At 56.5% G+C, this 14073-nt stretch carries 15 protein-coding genes; 8 read left to right on the forward strand and 7 right to left on the reverse strand.

Going from position 1 to position 14073, the window contains the following annotated elements; translation table 11 throughout:
* Positions 1–109: 109 nt before the first annotated feature.
* Positions 110–1399 carry an HAAAP family serine/threonine permease gene (locus WH298_RS14080; RefSeq protein ID WP_007887104.1) on the forward strand — a complete coding sequence of 430 codons (1290 nt, stop codon included), beginning with the start codon at positions 110–112 and terminating at the stop codon, positions 1397–1399.
* Between the two features lie 79 nt (positions 1400–1478).
* Here the strand turns inward: WH298_RS14080 and WH298_RS14085 are convergent, their stop codons facing one another.
* From WH298_RS14085 to dbpA, 3 genes are all read right to left on the reverse strand, one after another.
* Positions 1479–3035 (reverse strand): methyl-accepting chemotaxis protein, encoded by a 1557-nt coding sequence (locus WH298_RS14085; protein ID WP_180823142.1) that lies wholly within the window; start codon positions 3033–3035, stop codon positions 1479–1481.
* Positions 3036–3342: 307 nt separating this feature from the next.
* Positions 3343–4305 (reverse strand): chemotaxis protein, encoded by a 963-nt coding sequence (locus tag WH298_RS14090; protein WP_007887101.1) that lies wholly within the window; start codon positions 4303–4305, stop codon positions 3343–3345.
* A 139-nt stretch (positions 4306–4444) separates the two neighbouring features.
* Entirely contained in the window at positions 4445–5824 is a 1380-nt protein-coding gene (gene dbpA, locus WH298_RS14095) for an ATP-dependent RNA helicase DbpA (protein WP_008105991.1), read from the reverse strand.
* Between the two features lie 469 nt (positions 5825–6293).
* Between dbpA and WH298_RS14100 the strand changes: the two genes are divergently transcribed.
* Positions 6294–6491, forward strand: a complete 198-nt coding sequence (locus WH298_RS14100) for a hypothetical protein (RefSeq protein ID WP_036620388.1) — start codon at positions 6294–6296, stop codon at positions 6489–6491.
* A gap of 173 nt (positions 6492–6664) precedes the next feature.
* Here the strand turns inward: WH298_RS14100 and WH298_RS14105 are convergent, their stop codons facing one another.
* The gene (locus tag WH298_RS14105) at positions 6665–8026 is read right to left on the reverse strand and encodes an amidohydrolase family protein (RefSeq protein WP_180823143.1); all 1362 of its coding nucleotides are present in this window, start codon (positions 8024–8026) and stop codon (positions 6665–6667) included.
* Positions 8027–8114: 88 nt separating this feature from the next.
* The gene (locus WH298_RS14110; protein WP_007887097.1) at positions 8115–8975 is read right to left on the reverse strand and encodes a LysR substrate-binding domain-containing protein; all 861 of its coding nucleotides are present in this window, start codon (positions 8973–8975) and stop codon (positions 8115–8117) included.
* Positions 8976–9062: 87 nt separating this feature from the next.
* Here WH298_RS14110 and WH298_RS14115 point away from each other — a divergent pair, with 87 nt between their 5' ends.
* The 5 genes from WH298_RS14115 (at position 9063) to yniD (ending at position 13043) form a co-directional block, all read left to right on the forward strand.
* Positions 9063–10235: a cyanate transporter gene (locus WH298_RS14115; RefSeq protein WP_180823144.1), complete on the forward strand. Its 1173-nt coding sequence runs from the start codon at positions 9063–9065 to the stop codon at positions 10233–10235.
* Positions 10236–10388: 153 nt separating this feature from the next.
* Positions 10389–11177, forward strand: coding sequence for a transcriptional regulator LldR (gene lldR / locus WH298_RS14120; RefSeq protein ID WP_007887095.1), 789 nt, complete (start codon positions 10389–10391; stop codon positions 11175–11177).
* Complete coding sequence (gene lldD / locus WH298_RS14125; RefSeq protein WP_049850781.1) at positions 11174–12364, forward strand: FMN-dependent L-lactate dehydrogenase LldD; 1191 nt, start codon at positions 11174–11176, stop codon at positions 12362–12364. The genes lldR and lldD overlap by 4 nt, the downstream gene beginning before the upstream one ends.
* Before the next feature lie 63 nt (positions 12365–12427).
* On the forward strand, positions 12428–12856 hold the full coding sequence (locus WH298_RS14130; protein WP_049850782.1) for an OsmC family protein: 429 nt from the start codon (positions 12428–12430) through the stop codon (positions 12854–12856).
* 79 nt (positions 12857–12935) lie between these two features.
* Positions 12936–13043 carry a small membrane protein YniD gene (gene yniD / locus WH298_RS14135; protein ID WP_021507251.1) on the forward strand — a complete coding sequence of 36 codons (108 nt, stop codon included), beginning with the start codon at positions 12936–12938 and terminating at the stop codon, positions 13041–13043.
* 114 nt (positions 13044–13157) lie between these two features.
* Here yniD and WH298_RS14140 read toward each other — a convergent pair whose 3' ends face one another.
* The gene (locus WH298_RS14140; protein ID WP_007887092.1) at positions 13158–13391 is read right to left on the reverse strand and encodes a hypothetical protein; all 234 of its coding nucleotides are present in this window, start codon (positions 13389–13391) and stop codon (positions 13158–13160) included.
* Between the two features lie 111 nt (positions 13392–13502).
* On the reverse strand, positions 13503–13673 hold the full coding sequence (locus WH298_RS14145) for a hypothetical protein (protein ID WP_007887091.1): 171 nt from the start codon (positions 13671–13673) through the stop codon (positions 13503–13505).
* A 198-nt stretch (positions 13674–13871) separates the two neighbouring features.
* On the opposite strand from WH298_RS14145, the gene WH298_RS14150 reads away from it, so the two are divergent.
* Complete coding sequence (locus WH298_RS14150) at positions 13872–14054, forward strand: hypothetical protein (RefSeq protein ID WP_036620354.1); 183 nt, start codon at positions 13872–13874, stop codon at positions 14052–14054.
* Positions 14055–14073: the final 19 nt, after the last annotated feature.

Consider the following 14073-nt stretch of genomic DNA (forward strand, 5'->3'; position numbering starts at 1 on the left):
ATTAAAACGTCATCCTTTGCGTTACGGCGGCGCTGCAAAGCCCGCGCCATGATTGGCAGCCATCGTTCTGGCTGCATTTTTGTTCAAGCTTGAATGTGTGGAGAGACAGATGGACAACTCACAAACCAGTACGCTTAGTACCGTTGAAACAGCGGCTAAGGGCTGGCGCAAGAGTGATACCGTGTGGATGCTGGGTCTATACGGTACGGCGATTGGTGCGGGTGTACTTTTCTTACCGATCAATGCCGGTGCAGGCGGACTGGTCCCGCTGATTATCATGGCGATTCTTGCCTTCCCCATGACCTATTACGCGCACCGTGCGCTGACGCGCTTTGTGCTCTCCGGGAAAAATCCCGGCGAAGACATTACCGAAGTGGTGGAAGAGCACTTTGGTGTCGGTGCCGGCAAGATCATCACCTTGCTCTACTTCTTTGCTATCTATCCCATCCTCTTGATGTACAGCGTGGCGATCACCAACACCGTCGATAGTTTTATCGTGCACCAGTTGGGCCTGGTTTCGCCGCCGCGCGCATTGCTGTCGCTGATTTTGATTATTGGCATGATGACGGTGGTGCGCTTTGGCGAGCAGATGATTGTCAAAGCGATGAGCGTGCTGGTGTTCCCGTTTGTCGCGGTGCTGATGCTGCTGGCGGCTTATCTCGTGCCGCACTGGCATGGCGCGGCGCTGGAAACCTTGTCGCTGAGCCAGAGCGTGAGCGGTCACGGCATCTTAATGACGCTGTGGCTGGCGATTCCGGTGATGGTCTTCTCCTTTAACCACTCGCCGATCATCTCGTCATTTGCGGTTGCCAAGCGCGATGAATATGGCGCGGGCGCTGAGAAAAAGTGTTCACGTATTCTCGCCAACGCGCATTTGCTGATGGTGGTGACGGTGATGTTTTTCGTGTTCAGCTGCGTGCTGAGCCTCTCGCCTGCCGATTTGCAGGCGGCGAAAGATCAGAACATCACCATTCTCTCCTATTTAGCCAACCACTTTAATGTGCCGATGATTGCCTGGATGGGACCGATTGTGGCGATGGTGGCGATCACTAAATCATTCCTCGGCCACTATCTTGGCGCGCGTGAAGGTTTCAACGGCATCGTGGTGAAATCCCTGCGCAGCCGCGGAAAAACCGTGACGCCGCAGCGTCTGAATCGACTAACTACCGGCTTTATGCTGCTGACAACCTGGCTGGTGGCGACGCTGAATCCGAGCATTCTGGGGATGATTGAAACGCTGGGCGGGCCGATCATTGCGATGATTCTGTTCCTGATGCCGATGTACGCCATTCAGAGAGTGCCGGCGATGCGTCAGTACAGCGGTAAGATCAGTAACGTATTTGTGGTGATGATTGGCGTGCTGGCGATTTCTTCTATCGCCTATTCATTGGTGAATTAATCATCGTCATCAACAAGGTGCGCATTAATGCGCACCTTACGATTTTGTAGGGTCGCCATTTATGGCAACCTGGCAAACATTACACCGCAGCCGTTTTAAACACGCTCATTGATTGTGCCAGGCGATCCGCCTGTTCCTGCAACGCCTGCGAAGCCGCTGAGGCTTCCTGCACCAACGCGGCGTTCTGCTGCGTTACCGCTTCCATCTGCGTAATCGCCGAATTAATCTCGCTAATTCCGCTGCTCTGTTCGCTGCTGGCGATGGTGATTTCGCTCATGATATCCGCCACGCTTTTCACGCTATTGACCACTTCGCCAATGGTGGAACCCGCGTGCGTCACCAGACGGCTGCCTTCGTCGACCTGCGCCACCGAATCCTCAATCAACACCTTGATCTCTTTCGCTGCAGAAGCCGAACGTGCCGCCAGATTGCGCACTTCGGTTGCCACCACGGCAAAACCGCGGCCCTGTTCGCCGGCGCGCGCTGCTTCAACGGCCGCATTAAGAGACAGAATATTGGTTTGGAAGGCAATGGAGTCGATCACGCTGATAATATCGACGATCTTCTTTGATGAGAGCGTAATGGCTTCCATCTTCTCGATAACCTGCTCCATCACCACGCCGCCCTGTTTCGCCACGTTAGAGGTATTAGCGACCAACTGATTGGCTTCACGCGCGTTCTCGGCGTTATGTTTGACGGTGGCGGTCATCTGCTCCATCGCCGATGCGGTCTCTTCCAGCGAGCTGGCTTGCTGTTCGGTACGGGAAGAGAGATCGATGTTACCGCTGGAGATCTGATTCGACGCCACGGCGATGGTATCGGAGCCCGCGCGCACATCGGAAACGATGGTCAGCAGATTGTCATTCATCGCCTGCAGCGCCTGCATCAGCACGGCGGTTTCATCTTTGCCGGTGATCTCAATGTGCGAACTCAGGTCGCCCGCGGCCACTTTCCCGGCGATTTCCACCGCTTCGTTGAGTGGGCGCACAATTGAGCGCGTCAGCATAAAGCCCAGCACGATGGCCGCCGCAATGGCGATAGCGGAGAAGATCAGCGTCATTTCAATCGCCGATGAACCGTTATCGATAATTTTGGCACCTTCCTGCTCCAGTTGTTGTGACTGTGAGTCGGCAAACGCCACGGCGCTCGCGAGGAAAGCATTTTGCGTATCGGTAATGGATTTCAGCACATAGGTGCTGGCCGCTTCGGCATCACCGGCACGCACCAGCGCAATCAGCTGGTTTTTTTCCGCTTCAAACTTGTCACTGGCGGCAAGCAGTCCGGCAATTTTCTTTTTACCCACCTCAGTCACCTGCAGCGCTTTGATTTTATTCATCGCGTTATTGGTGTGTTCGGTGGCTTCCGCTAATTGCTGGTAGCGCTTCTCGTTATATTGCGGACGCGTGGTATCAATCACGATGCCGCGTAGATATTTAATTTGATCGTTAACGCCATCGCGCACGTCAAAGCCCAGGCGCACTTTTACATAGCGATCTTCCACGATCGACGTGATGCCGGTTTTGATGTTGTTAATTTTGGTAATGGATGTCACGCCAACAATCACCAGCAGTGCCACCACTAAACCAAAGGCGATGCCCAGACGGACGCCGACCTTCATATTCTTTAAGCTCAACATTGGATCTCCCCGTAATGCCAAAAATTGATGTTATCAAGACGGAAAAGCAGGCAAGACGCCCGCAGCAGGTTGATGTTTTTTAAGGTGAAAAAAGTTACGCAGCGTGACAAAACTGGTATGGCAGCACCGGCGCAAGCGCTATCAGTTATCGGTAGTTAATGTTTTAACTTTAATTTTTTAGAGGTGTGTCACAGTTTGGTGAATGGCGATGACGTTGATTTTTGGCTGGGCGGGGAAAGGTGTATCTGGTCGCCATGAATGGCGATTCGTAGGGTGCGCGTTTCTGCGCACCGGAATAACGATGTCATTAACGCGGTTTTTTCAGTACGCCGTGAATCACGCTGGAGAGTTCGTTAATTTCGAATTTCGCCACGTAACCATCGGCACCGACTTTGCGCACGTGATCTTCGTTGGCGCTGCCGGAGAGCGATGAGTGGATCACCACCGGAATCTGGCGCAGGTTGTTATCGCGCTTGATATTGCGCGTCAGGGTAAAGCCGTCCATCTCCGGCATTTCCAGATCGGTCAGCACCAGCGCGATCTTGTCGTGAATCGACTCGCCGTTGGCCGCGGCTTCTTTCTGCATCTCGTTAATCTTGATCCAGGCTTCCAGACCGGTGTTGTGCATGATGGCCGGAATGCCCATGCTCTTCAGGCCCTGTTCCAGCAGCTGACGCGCGACTTTAGAATCTTCCGCCACAATCGCCACCTGGCCCGGCTTCAGATTGAAGTCTTTGGCGGTTTCTGCGCTTGGCTCAACGCCGCGCACCGAGGGAATGATGTCATACAGAATCTGCTCAACGTCCAGCACCATCGCCAGATTGTTACTCTGGCCGTCGGTATCGAGGCAGGCGATGCTGGTAATATTGCGGCTACCGATGCCCGCTTCCGCGGTATGTACCTGGCTCCAGTCGAGACGCACAATGTTCTCCACCGACTCCACCGCAAACGCCTGCGTACTGCGCGCATATTCGGTTACCAGCAGCAGATTAAGGCCGGTTTCCGGTTTGCAGCCGGTGACGGCGGGCAGATCGATAACCGGAATAAACTGTCCGCGAATGCTCGCCATGCCAAGCAGCGGCGATTGCATACCTGCAGCGCGGGTGATGGTCGGCATCGGCACGATTTCACGCAGTTTAAACACGTTGATGCCGTAGAGCTCAGATTTGCCTTTCAGCTGATCGGAACCCAGGCGGAACAACAGCAGTTCGAATTTATTGGAAAGCGCAAGGTTAGCGCGTTCATCGATCTCTTTCTGAAAATTATCCATCATGGCCTCGGGGCAGATCTGGGCTGGGAAAAGGGCAGGGCAAAATCGCCATGATTAACTTATCGGCAGCAGAGAAAAAAAATGAAGGGAGATAACGGAAATTTTAGCGTGAGAGCGATCGCCCTCACGCGAGAGTCGATTACTTCAGCAGGATGGCGCGTACGCTTTTGCCTTTGATCTTGCCCTCTTTCAGCTTGATCAGGGCTTTCTTCGCCTGCGCCGCGTCGATGGCGACGTAAGCGTGTGTGGCCGTCATATCGATCTTGCCGATCTGGTCGCCACTGAAACCGGCTTCACCGGTCAGCGCGCCGAGGATATCGCCCGGACGGATTTTGGCTTTGCGGCCGCCATCAATGCACAGCGTCATTTTGGTCGCCGGCAGCGACTTCGCGCTGGTGCCTTTCAGCGTGCTGGAGGAGACCCAGTTGAGCTTCTGCTGCAGATACTCTTCCAGCGCATTGGCGCGCACCATTTCGTCTGGGGCGACAAAGCTCACCGCCAGACCTTTCTCACCGGCGCGACCGGTACGGCCGATGCGGTGAATGTGCACTTCCGGATCCCACGCCAGCTGAAAGTTCACCACCAGCGCCAGCGATTTGATATCCAGGCCGCGCGCCGCCACATCGGTGGCGATCAACACGCGGATGCTGCCGTTGGCGAAGCGAATCAGCACGCGCTCGCGATCGCGTTGTTCCAGATCGCCATGCAGGGCTAACGCACTGATATCCCGTTCGTTCAGCGCGGCGGCCACGTCATCACATTCGCGTTTGGTGTTGCAGAACACCACACAAGAGGCCGGTTGCTGCTGGCTGAGCAGGGCACCGAGCAGGCTGTGACGCTCTTTGGCGCTGGCTTCAATAAACTGCTGCTCGATGGTCGGTAATTCAGTTTTATCTTCGGTGGCAACCGCCAGCGCATCACGCTGAAAACGCTGGCTGAGGCTGGCGATGGTATCCGGCCAGGTAGCAGAGAACAGCAGCGTCTGGCGCGTCTCTGGCGTAAAGCCAATGATTGCTTCCATATCGTCGCGGAAGCCCATCTCCAGCATGCGATCCGCTTCATCCAGCACCAGCGTTTGCAGCTGGCTAAGATCGAGGTTGTCGCGCTTGAGGTGATCGAGCAAACGACCCGGCGTGCCGACCACGATGTGCGGTGCATGCACCAGTGAATCACGCTGCGCGCTCATCGGTTGGCCACCGCACAGCGTCAGAATTTTGATATTGCGGGTAAAGCGCGCCAGCTGGCGCAGCACATTGCTGACCTGATCGGCCAGTTCGCGCGTTGGGCACAGAATCAGCGCCTGCGTATGGAACTGGCTGTTATCAATACGGTTCAGCAAACCCACACCAAACGCGGCGGTTTTGCCACTGCCGGTTTTTGCCTGCGCACGCACGTCGCGCCCTTCCAGAATAGCGGGCAGGGAAGCGGCCTGAATCGGCGTCATGGCGTCGAAACCCATCTCGCGCAGGTTATCGAGTTGGCTGGCAGGCAGTTGCGTCAGGGTAGAAAAAGCAGTCACGGGAATGTCTCTAATTGCGGGTAGGATTGCGGCGGTCAGTCTGGCAGAAAGGGCCGGGATCGGCAATGGCAAAAGCGTGGTTGGTTTAGGCGTGAAATCAGTTAGCAATGCGATCGTTTTGTTCATTTTATCAGCGAGAACTCTCGCATAGTTCTAATGCTTTTCCGGTTGCTTTTACGCTAGCGCGTTGCGGGAAAAACAGACATCTTTAATGAAAAGGTGGGATTACCCTTGATAAATAAGCCTTATCGCATCTTTTAGTCGCCTTTTAGCGGGGGTAACGCTTATGTGTCGCTCCGGTTGGGTAAAATTCTGATTAAAAAACACCGTCGATTTGCTTTATATTTAGCGCGCCATTTGGCTAATTATAAAGTACCCGAAATAATTCATGATGCAGGAAGGCGGCAAACGAGAGCAGCCAACGCACCTGCAGCGTGAAGGATGAAGGGTAAATTCAGAGGTCATTTCATTGAGTCATCATGTCCAGGGACAAAACGAAGACATTCTGAAGATCGTCGGCCGCGCCGTGTTAACGCTGCATCTGCATGGGGAAACTTTGTCATCGGATAAAGTCAGCTCCATGATTGCCTGTTACGCGGAAGAAGAGCCTGTCAGCGACGATGAAAACCAGCGGCTGTATGCGCTGGCGATTCAGATGCTTTCGTAAATCCAGCACTCATCGGGTGTGCGCATGCCGCCCTTTTTATGTCGTACGTAAAGCCTCCTTGCGGAGGCTTTTTTGTTTATGGCGTCAATATGATTCGCGCATTGAGTGGGACGGTCGCCATAAATGGCGACCCTACAACAGCGGAGGGTGCGCATTCATGCGCCTTGAGAACATCAGGCGCTAAACACCGGCAATCCGCGGTGGAAGGTGGCGCGTACCGGGGAAATGCGCGCTACGGCTTCGGCGGAACAGCTGGCCTCAACCAGCATCATGCTGGCTTCATCCGCCACCTGCGGCCATTGGCGCTCGCCCTGATTCGATAGCGGTAAAATGCCGCCGGTGGCGATATGCAGCGCACGGCTTAAACCAAACTCATCGGAACCGCGATACAGCTGCGCGTACAGATTGGCTTTTTCCAGCATGCTGCCGGTGCCAAACGGCGACCAGTGATCGATCACGCTATCGGTCCCGGTCATCACCGTGATGCCCGCCGCTTGCAGTTGCGGTAGTGGCATGGTCAGTTTGCCAATCGGAATCGTTGAGGCCACGCTCATCTGCTGCTCCGCCATGCCGGCAATCATCTGATCCAGCGCCTTGCCTTCCAGCGTAGCGAGCGCAAAGCCGTGGCTCAGCGTCACTTTACCTTTCAGCTGTGGATTTTTTGCAATGGTATCAACCATGTACTGAATCGCTGCCACGCCAGCGGGCGAGGTTTCATGCAGGTGGATATCCACGCCGCGCTGGAAATCGATAGCGATCTGGAACATGGCATCCAGCGACGCCTGCATCGCGCCATCCACGTTGGTCGGATCGAGTCCGCCAACGAACTCTACGCCCATCTGCATCGCTTCACGCATCAAACCATCGACTTTCGAGTGCAGCAAACCGTGCTGCGGGAACGCAACAATTTCACAGGGAAATTCCGGGTGATCGGCCAGCGCCAGCTTCAGATGCTCAAGACTTTTCAGGCCGCTAACCGGATCGATATTGCAGTGGCTGCGCGCTTCGGTGGTGCCTTTACTGTGCAACAGGCCAATGATCGCTGCAGCACGCGCCTGCGAGGTCGGCAGCAGCTGCGGGATCAGCACCTGCTCACGCGCAATCATATCCATGATGGTTTTGCCCTGACGCGGACGCGGCGCTTGCCACGGGCCACCGTAGAAGGTTTTGTCGAGATGAATGTGCATATCGCGGGTGCGGGGCAGCAGCAGGGCGCCGTTGGCATCCCACTGCGTGAGCGCGGCATTGCGCGCTTTGCCGGCAGCATCAATTGTAACGAAAGCGCCATCTTTGATCGTGATGTCGTACAGCGCGGTGCGCGTAGCGATGATTTCACTGCCGTCGCGCTCAAAGCCCTCTTCGAGACGCACGTTAAGCAGTTGGTAGTGGGCGACGCGCGGCGGTGGCGTGTGCGGTTGCGTACTGTTTGACAGCAGCGGAGAGGCTTGTCCGGCATAGCTCATACCGGCTGCCATCAGGCTGCCAGCAGCGGTCAGGCTAAGAAATTCGCGACGGCTGGGAGAAGTGAGTTGCATCAGAGGTTCCATCAAATGAGAAACGCTTAATCTGGCAAAACCTGACGCGGCGCGCTGCGATATTTTCCACTGATGAGCAGTGGAAAAATCACTGCCACTGCAACTGGCAAAACGTCACGAGCGCGGCGGCCAGCGCCTGCTGCAACGCATCCTGCGGCGTACGACAAAACAGCGCCAGTTCAAAATGGCTAATGCTCGGCAACCCGTCAGCTTCGCTTAGTACGCGATGCTCCGGCAGGCGGCAGCTGGCGGGCAGCAGCGTCACACCTAATCCGGCGGCGCTGGCGCTGGCAAGGGCCACTAAACTGGCGCTGCTGTAGCTAATGCGCCAGCTGCGGCCGAGGCTGTCTAGCGTCTGCGCCATCTCTTCGCGGTACAAACCGAGCTGTGGAAACACCACCAATGGCACCGGCGTTTGCTCAAAGCAGGGATGGGCGGCGCTATCCAGCCACAGCAGCGGCTCCGGACGTGAAGCCAGCGGGCGCTCGCCGCCGGGCTGTTTAATCAGCAGGATATCCAGCTCTTCGCGCTGCCATGCGCGATGCAGATCGACATACATGCCGCTCATCACGTCAAGGCGCAGCTGCGGGTGTTCGCGGCTGAATTCCGCCAGCAAACCGGCGGTCGGCGCGGCGAAATCTTCCGGCACGCCGAGGCGTAAAACGCCGTCACGCCATTTGTCGCTCAGCACGTCGTGTGCTTCGCCGTTCAGCGCGATAATACGGCGCGCATAGCCGAGCAGTTTTTCGCCCTCTTCAGTTAGCGCGACCTGATGCGAAGTGCGCTCCAGCAGCGCTTTGCCAATCATCTCTTCCAGCCGACGTACTTGCTGGCTGACGGTAGATTGCGACAGATGCACGCGATCGGCGGCGCGCGTAAAGCTGGCGGTTTCGCATACCGCGACGAAGCTCAGCAGCTGCTGCGGGGTGAACATCGGCTGACGATTCATTATTCCACTGGTCACCATGGTGTTATTTCATTTCCAAATAGTAACCACTGCTGCGATGCTGGCAACTCTTTTACAGCAGGATTGTGTATGAATCGACATTATAACGGACTAACACTCGGCGCTTTGGTGCTGGCTGGGCTGAATATGCGTCCGTTTCTCACTTCTATTAGTCCATTACTCGGCCAGCTGCGCCAGGCGATGGGACTCTCTTCACTGGCGGCCTCGCTGCTGCCCGCAGTACCGATGGTGATGATGGGCGCGGTGGCGCTGCTAAGCGCTTCGTTGATGCAACGCGTGCCGCTGCAACGCTTGCTGCTGGCCGGATTGATGCTGCTACTGCTGGCGCTGGCCGCGCGCGGCATCATCCATGACGGCAGCTGGCTGGTGGTGAGTGCTCTCTTTGGCGGCCTTGGCGTGGGCGTGGTGCAGATGGCGATGCCAGGCTTGATTCGTCAGCGGTTTGCCCAGCGCAGCGCGGCAGTGACCGGACTGTGGGCCGGGGCGCTCATGGGCGGTGGCGGCTTGGGCGCCGCGCTGTCACCGTGGCTGAGCGAGCATTATGGTTGGTCGCTGGCGTTGACCGGCTGGGCGCTGCCGGTGCTGCTGGCGATTGGCCTGTGGCTCTACGTGCGCGTTCCGACTGCCGCAAGCACGGAAAACATTGCGCTGCCGTCGCTGTGGCGCAAACCGCGTGCCTGGACGCTGGCGCTGAGTTTTGGCCTGGTGAACGGCGGTTATGCCACCTGTGTCGCCTGGCTACCGGATGCTTATCAGCAACTGGGCTGGTCAGCGCAGGCCGGCGGTTCGCTGCTGGGCGTGATGATTCTGTGCCAGGTGGCGGGCGCGCTGCTGATGCCGCTGCTGGCGCGTAAGGCCGATCGCCGTCCGCAGCTGATTATTAGCCTGGTTTGTCAGTTGATCGGCATGAGCGGTTTTCTGCTGGCACCGCAATTGGCACCGTGGCTGTGGGCGGCGATTGCCGGTTTTGGCCTCGGCGCGGCGTTCCCATTGGCGATGGTGCTGGCGCTCGACCATCTGCCCCATCCGCAGGCCGGTGCGCGGCTGGTGGCGTTCATGCAGGGCGCGGGGTTTATCATCGCTGGCAGCATGCCGTTTATCGCCGGTCAGCTGCAGGCGTTGACCCACAGTTTTTGCAGCGTCTGGCTCATGCAAGCGGCGGTGACCGTCGGGCTAATCGTGCTTAACCTGCGCTTTCATCCTCACAGCTACCGTCGCGCCTTTGGTCAGACATCGGTGTGATTGGTCCTACCAAATGAGTGAAATTGCGCCGCATCATCACATAACGGGAAAAATCACGCGCCTTTCGTTGCGTTGAGTTAACAATGCATTAACTATCTGGAACCTGAAATCCCGACCAAACGAATATTGGTCCTACCAATGGTGGAGGGTTCCATGAATGATAACTCGCCGCGCTTAGCGGATACGCTGCGCGCGCGGCTCTGCACGTGGATCAGTGAACATCAGCTGGAGCCGGGCATGCGTTTGCCCTCCGAACGCGCGCTGGCGGCGGAATTTGGTGCCTCACGTTCATCACTGCGTGAGGCAATTCAGCAGTTGATCAGCAGCGGCGTGCTCGTTAGCAAACGCGGAGGCGGCACCTGGGTACGCCAGCCGCAGGCGCCGTGGTCGGAACAGCGTATCGTTGAGCCGATTCGTCAGTTGCTGGCCGCCGATCCCGACTATCGCTATGACATCCTGGAAGCGCGTCATGCCATTGAGGCCAGCACCGCCTGGCACGCGGCGTTACGCGCCACCGAATCCGATAAAGAGCGGTTGCGCTACGCCTTCGATGCGCTGTTGAAGATGAACGAGAGCGACGATCCCGATCTCGCGGCGCAAGCCGATCTGCGCTTCCATCTCGCCATCGCCGAAGCCTCGCACAATGTGGTATTGCTGCAAACCATGCGCGGCTTCTTCGATCTGCTGCAATCCTCGGTGCTGCACAGCCGCCAGCGCATGTATACCCATCCGGTGATTTTCAATCGCTTGCACGAACAGCATCAGGCGATGTTCGAGGCGGTGATGAGCGGTGACGCGGAAGCGGCGCGCCAGGCGGCGATGGATCACCTCGGCTTCGTGCATACCACCATGAAAACCCTGCATGAAGATGAAGCGCGTCAGGCGCGGATTACGCGTCTGCCGGGCCACGATTTACCTCAGCATAAGGAAAACAACGGATGATCATCTCTGCTGCCAGTGACTATCGCGCCGCGGCGCAACGCATCTTGCCGCCGTTCTTGTTTCATTATCTGGATGGCGGCGCCTATGCCGAGCACACGCTGAAGCGCAATGTCGCCGATCTCTCCGACGTGGCGCTGCGCCAGCGCGTGCTGAAAAACATGTCGGAATTGAGTCTTGAGACAAAGTTGTTCAACGAAACCTTATCGATGCCGGTCGCGCTGGCGCCGGTGGGCTTGTGCGGCATGTACGCCCGCCGCGGTGAAGTGCAGGCGGCACGCGCAGCGGCACTGAAAGGCATTCCGTTTACGCTCTCTACCGTGTCGGTTTGCCCGATCGAAGAAGTTGCGCCGGCAATTAATCGCCCCATGTGGTTCCAGCTCTACGTGCTGCGCGATCGCGGCTTTATGCGCAATGCGCTGGAACGCGCCAAGGCTGCCGGTTGCACCACGCTGGTGTTTACCGTCGATATGCCAACGCCGGGCGCGCGTTATCGCGATGCGCATTCGGGCATGAGCGGCCCGAATGCGGCACTGCGCCGTTACTGGCAGGCGGCAACGCATCCACAATGGGCGTGGGATGTCGGGCTACATGGCCGTCCGCACGATCTCGGCAATATCTCCACCTATCTTGGCAAACCGACCGGGCTGGAAGATTACATTGGCTGGCTGGCGAACAACTTCGATCCCTCCATTTCATGGCAGGATCTGGAGTGGATTCGCGAATTCTGGGATGGCCCGATGGTGATCAAAGGCATTCTCGATGCGGAAGATGCGCGTGATGCGGTGCGGTTTGGCGCCGATGGCATTGTGGTATCCAATCACGGCGGTCGTCAGTTGGATGGCGTGCTCTCCTCGGCGCGTGCGTTACCAGCGATTGCCGATGCGGTAAAAGGCGATATCACCATTCTGGCCGACAGCGGTATTCGTAGCGGTTTGGATGTGGTGCGCATGATCGCGCTCGGCGCCGACAGCGTGCTGCTGGGGCGCGCGTTTGTCTATGCGCTGGCCACGCACGGCCAGCGCGGCGTCGAGAATCTGCTCAATCTGATTGAGAAAGAGATGAAAGTGGCGATGACGCTGACCGGTGCGAAATCCATTAAAGAGATTACTCAGGCTTCGCTGGTGCAGGCCAATGCGCTGCTGAGCGAGGCAGGATTAAGCCCGGCACGTCCACGCGCGGTGAGCTGAGAAAAGCAAAATCAGTCACGTTGTCTATACTCATTACCTGTCGAACTAAACAGGAGGAATGACATGACCATTCATAAGAAAGGATCGGCCCATTGGGAAGGCGACATTAAAGGCAAAGGAACGGTAAGCACTGAAAGCGGTGTGTTGAGCAATCAACCATACGGTTTCAATACCCGTTTTGAAGGGCAGAAAGGCACCAACCCGGAAGAGCTGATTGGTGCAGCACATGCCGCTTGCTTCTCCATGGCGTTGTCGCTGATGTTGGGCAATGAAGGACATAAAGCGACCAGCATCGATACCACTGCGGATGTGTCGCTGGATAAAAAGGGCGACGGTTTTGCCATCACCAAAATCGCGCTGACCAGCGCCATTGTGCTGCCAGGCATTGATGATGCCAGGTTCGATGAGATTATCCAGAAAGCCAAAGCGGGCTGCCCGGTGTCTCAGGTACTGAATGCTGAAATCACGCTCGACTACACGCTGAATAAATAATCGCCCTATTGGGTGACCAGCGTTAGAATTAACGGTGCGCCTGAGGGCGCATCGTTGCTTTCTGCCGTCTGGAGGATGCGTGGCAAAAAAACTGGCTGCAACTAAACACTGGAAAATGATTGTGGTGCTGTTGTGCATCTGCGGTGCGCTAATGCTGATTCGCTGGGCTGCGATGATATGGGGATGAAGGACTGGATTGGCAGTCACAAGCTCGGCGTGCTGGTGATGGTGATTTTGGTACTGGAGTTACTGCATTATCTGCTCACGGCGTCATGGTTGCCGTGGCAGCTTGGCTAATCAATCAGGCGTATTCGCCATCGGTATGACGAACGTTACGCACACTGCTGCGCGCAATGCGATAGGCCTTGCGCGGATCGCCCGCCACGAACTCAAACGTGGGCGAGAAGTAGAACGGCAGCCAGCCGCCGAAGCCGCTTTCCCACTCCCAGCGCACGGGGCAGGGCCACAGGATGCCATCATACAAAATGTAGTAAACCCAGCGTCCGTTTGGACGACGGGGGCGAGATGTTTTCATTGGATTCACAACGATAATAGTGAAAAGCAGCTTATATTTTGAACGCTACAACCCATTCTTGCAATGCCGTCTGGCTGTTTTTTGCGCGACTGTAATAAAACTGGCACCGAATTAACGGTGCACTTCGCCACAAAGTAAGACCACGTTTGGCCGGACTTTATGGATGCGATCGGCCATCTGCTCACAGGCCACTTTGGTCGGATAGATGCGCTCCGAAACCGGCAAGGCGTCGCAGGCATCATGCCCACACGCGCTCACTAACAAAACAAAACCAATCAGCATAATCAGACTCCTTTAACACCTTCTCGCTGGTACGGAATGTGTGGCTGGTCGTTCCCTTTTTTGATCCAGTATAGCTAAACGCGTCGGGAGTCAATTATCACCCTGAGCGGCTTTCTTGTCCGGTCGGCAAGATTATACGCTGCGCGGCGCGCATCCGTAGCGTAATCTGGGCTAAACTGTGCGGCCCTGATAAAAACGATGAGTGAGTTAACCATGTCGAACGAAATTGCCCATCCGGCCAGCAGCCCAAAACAAGCCGCCCTGCAGCTGGTGATTGAACTGGTCCGTGCAGGAAAGCTGAGCCCGCTGCACGGCGATGCTTCCAATATGATCTCTATCTACGAGCAGTTTAAAAACCATTTCGAAGCGGAAAAAGAGTAGTTCTTGCGCCTGCGGTCGC

Source organism: Pantoea nemavictus, from assembly GCF_037479095.1.
Taxonomy (GTDB): Bacteria; Pseudomonadota; Gammaproteobacteria; order Enterobacterales; family Enterobacteriaceae; genus Pantoea; species Pantoea nemavictus.

Bases quoted from the DNA above. Each gene is read 5' to 3' on its own strand.
- WH298_RS14080 (WP_007887104.1), top strand. From the start codon at position 110: ATGGACAACTCACAAACCAGTACGCTTAGTACCGTTGAAACAGCGGCT.
- WH298_RS14085 (WP_180823142.1), bottom strand. From the start codon at position 3,035: ATGTTGAGCTTAAAGAATATGAAGGTCGGCGTCCGTCTGGGCATCGCC.
- WH298_RS14090 (WP_007887101.1), bottom strand. From the start codon at position 4,305: ATGGATAATTTTCAGAAAGAGATCGATGAACGCGCTAACCTTGCGCTT.
- WH298_RS14105 (WP_180823143.1), bottom strand. From the start codon at position 8,026: ATGCAACTCACTTCTCCCAGCCGTCGCGAATTTCTTAGCCTGACCGCT.
- WH298_RS14110 (WP_007887097.1), bottom strand. From the start codon at position 8,975: ATGAATCGTCAGCCGATGTTCACCCCGCAGCAGCTGCTGAGCTTCGTC.
- WH298_RS14115 (WP_180823144.1), top strand. From the start codon at position 9,063: ATGAATCGACATTATAACGGACTAACACTCGGCGCTTTGGTGCTGGCT.
- lldR (WP_007887095.1), top strand. From the start codon at position 10,389: ATGAATGATAACTCGCCGCGCTTAGCGGATACGCTGCGCGCGCGGCTC.
- lldD (WP_049850781.1), top strand. From the start codon at position 11,174: ATGATCATCTCTGCTGCCAGTGACTATCGCGCCGCGGCGCAACGCATC.
- WH298_RS14130 (WP_049850782.1), top strand. From the start codon at position 12,428: ATGACCATTCATAAGAAAGGATCGGCCCATTGGGAAGGCGACATTAAA.
- WH298_RS14140 (WP_007887092.1), bottom strand. From the start codon at position 13,391: ATGAAAACATCTCGCCCCCGTCGTCCAAACGGACGCTGGGTTTACTAC.
- WH298_RS14145 (WP_007887091.1), bottom strand. From the start codon at position 13,673: ATGCTGATTGGTTTTGTTTTGTTAGTGAGCGCGTGTGGGCATGATGCC.
- WH298_RS14150 (WP_036620354.1), top strand. From the start codon at position 13,872: ATGAGTGAGTTAACCATGTCGAACGAAATTGCCCATCCGGCCAGCAGC.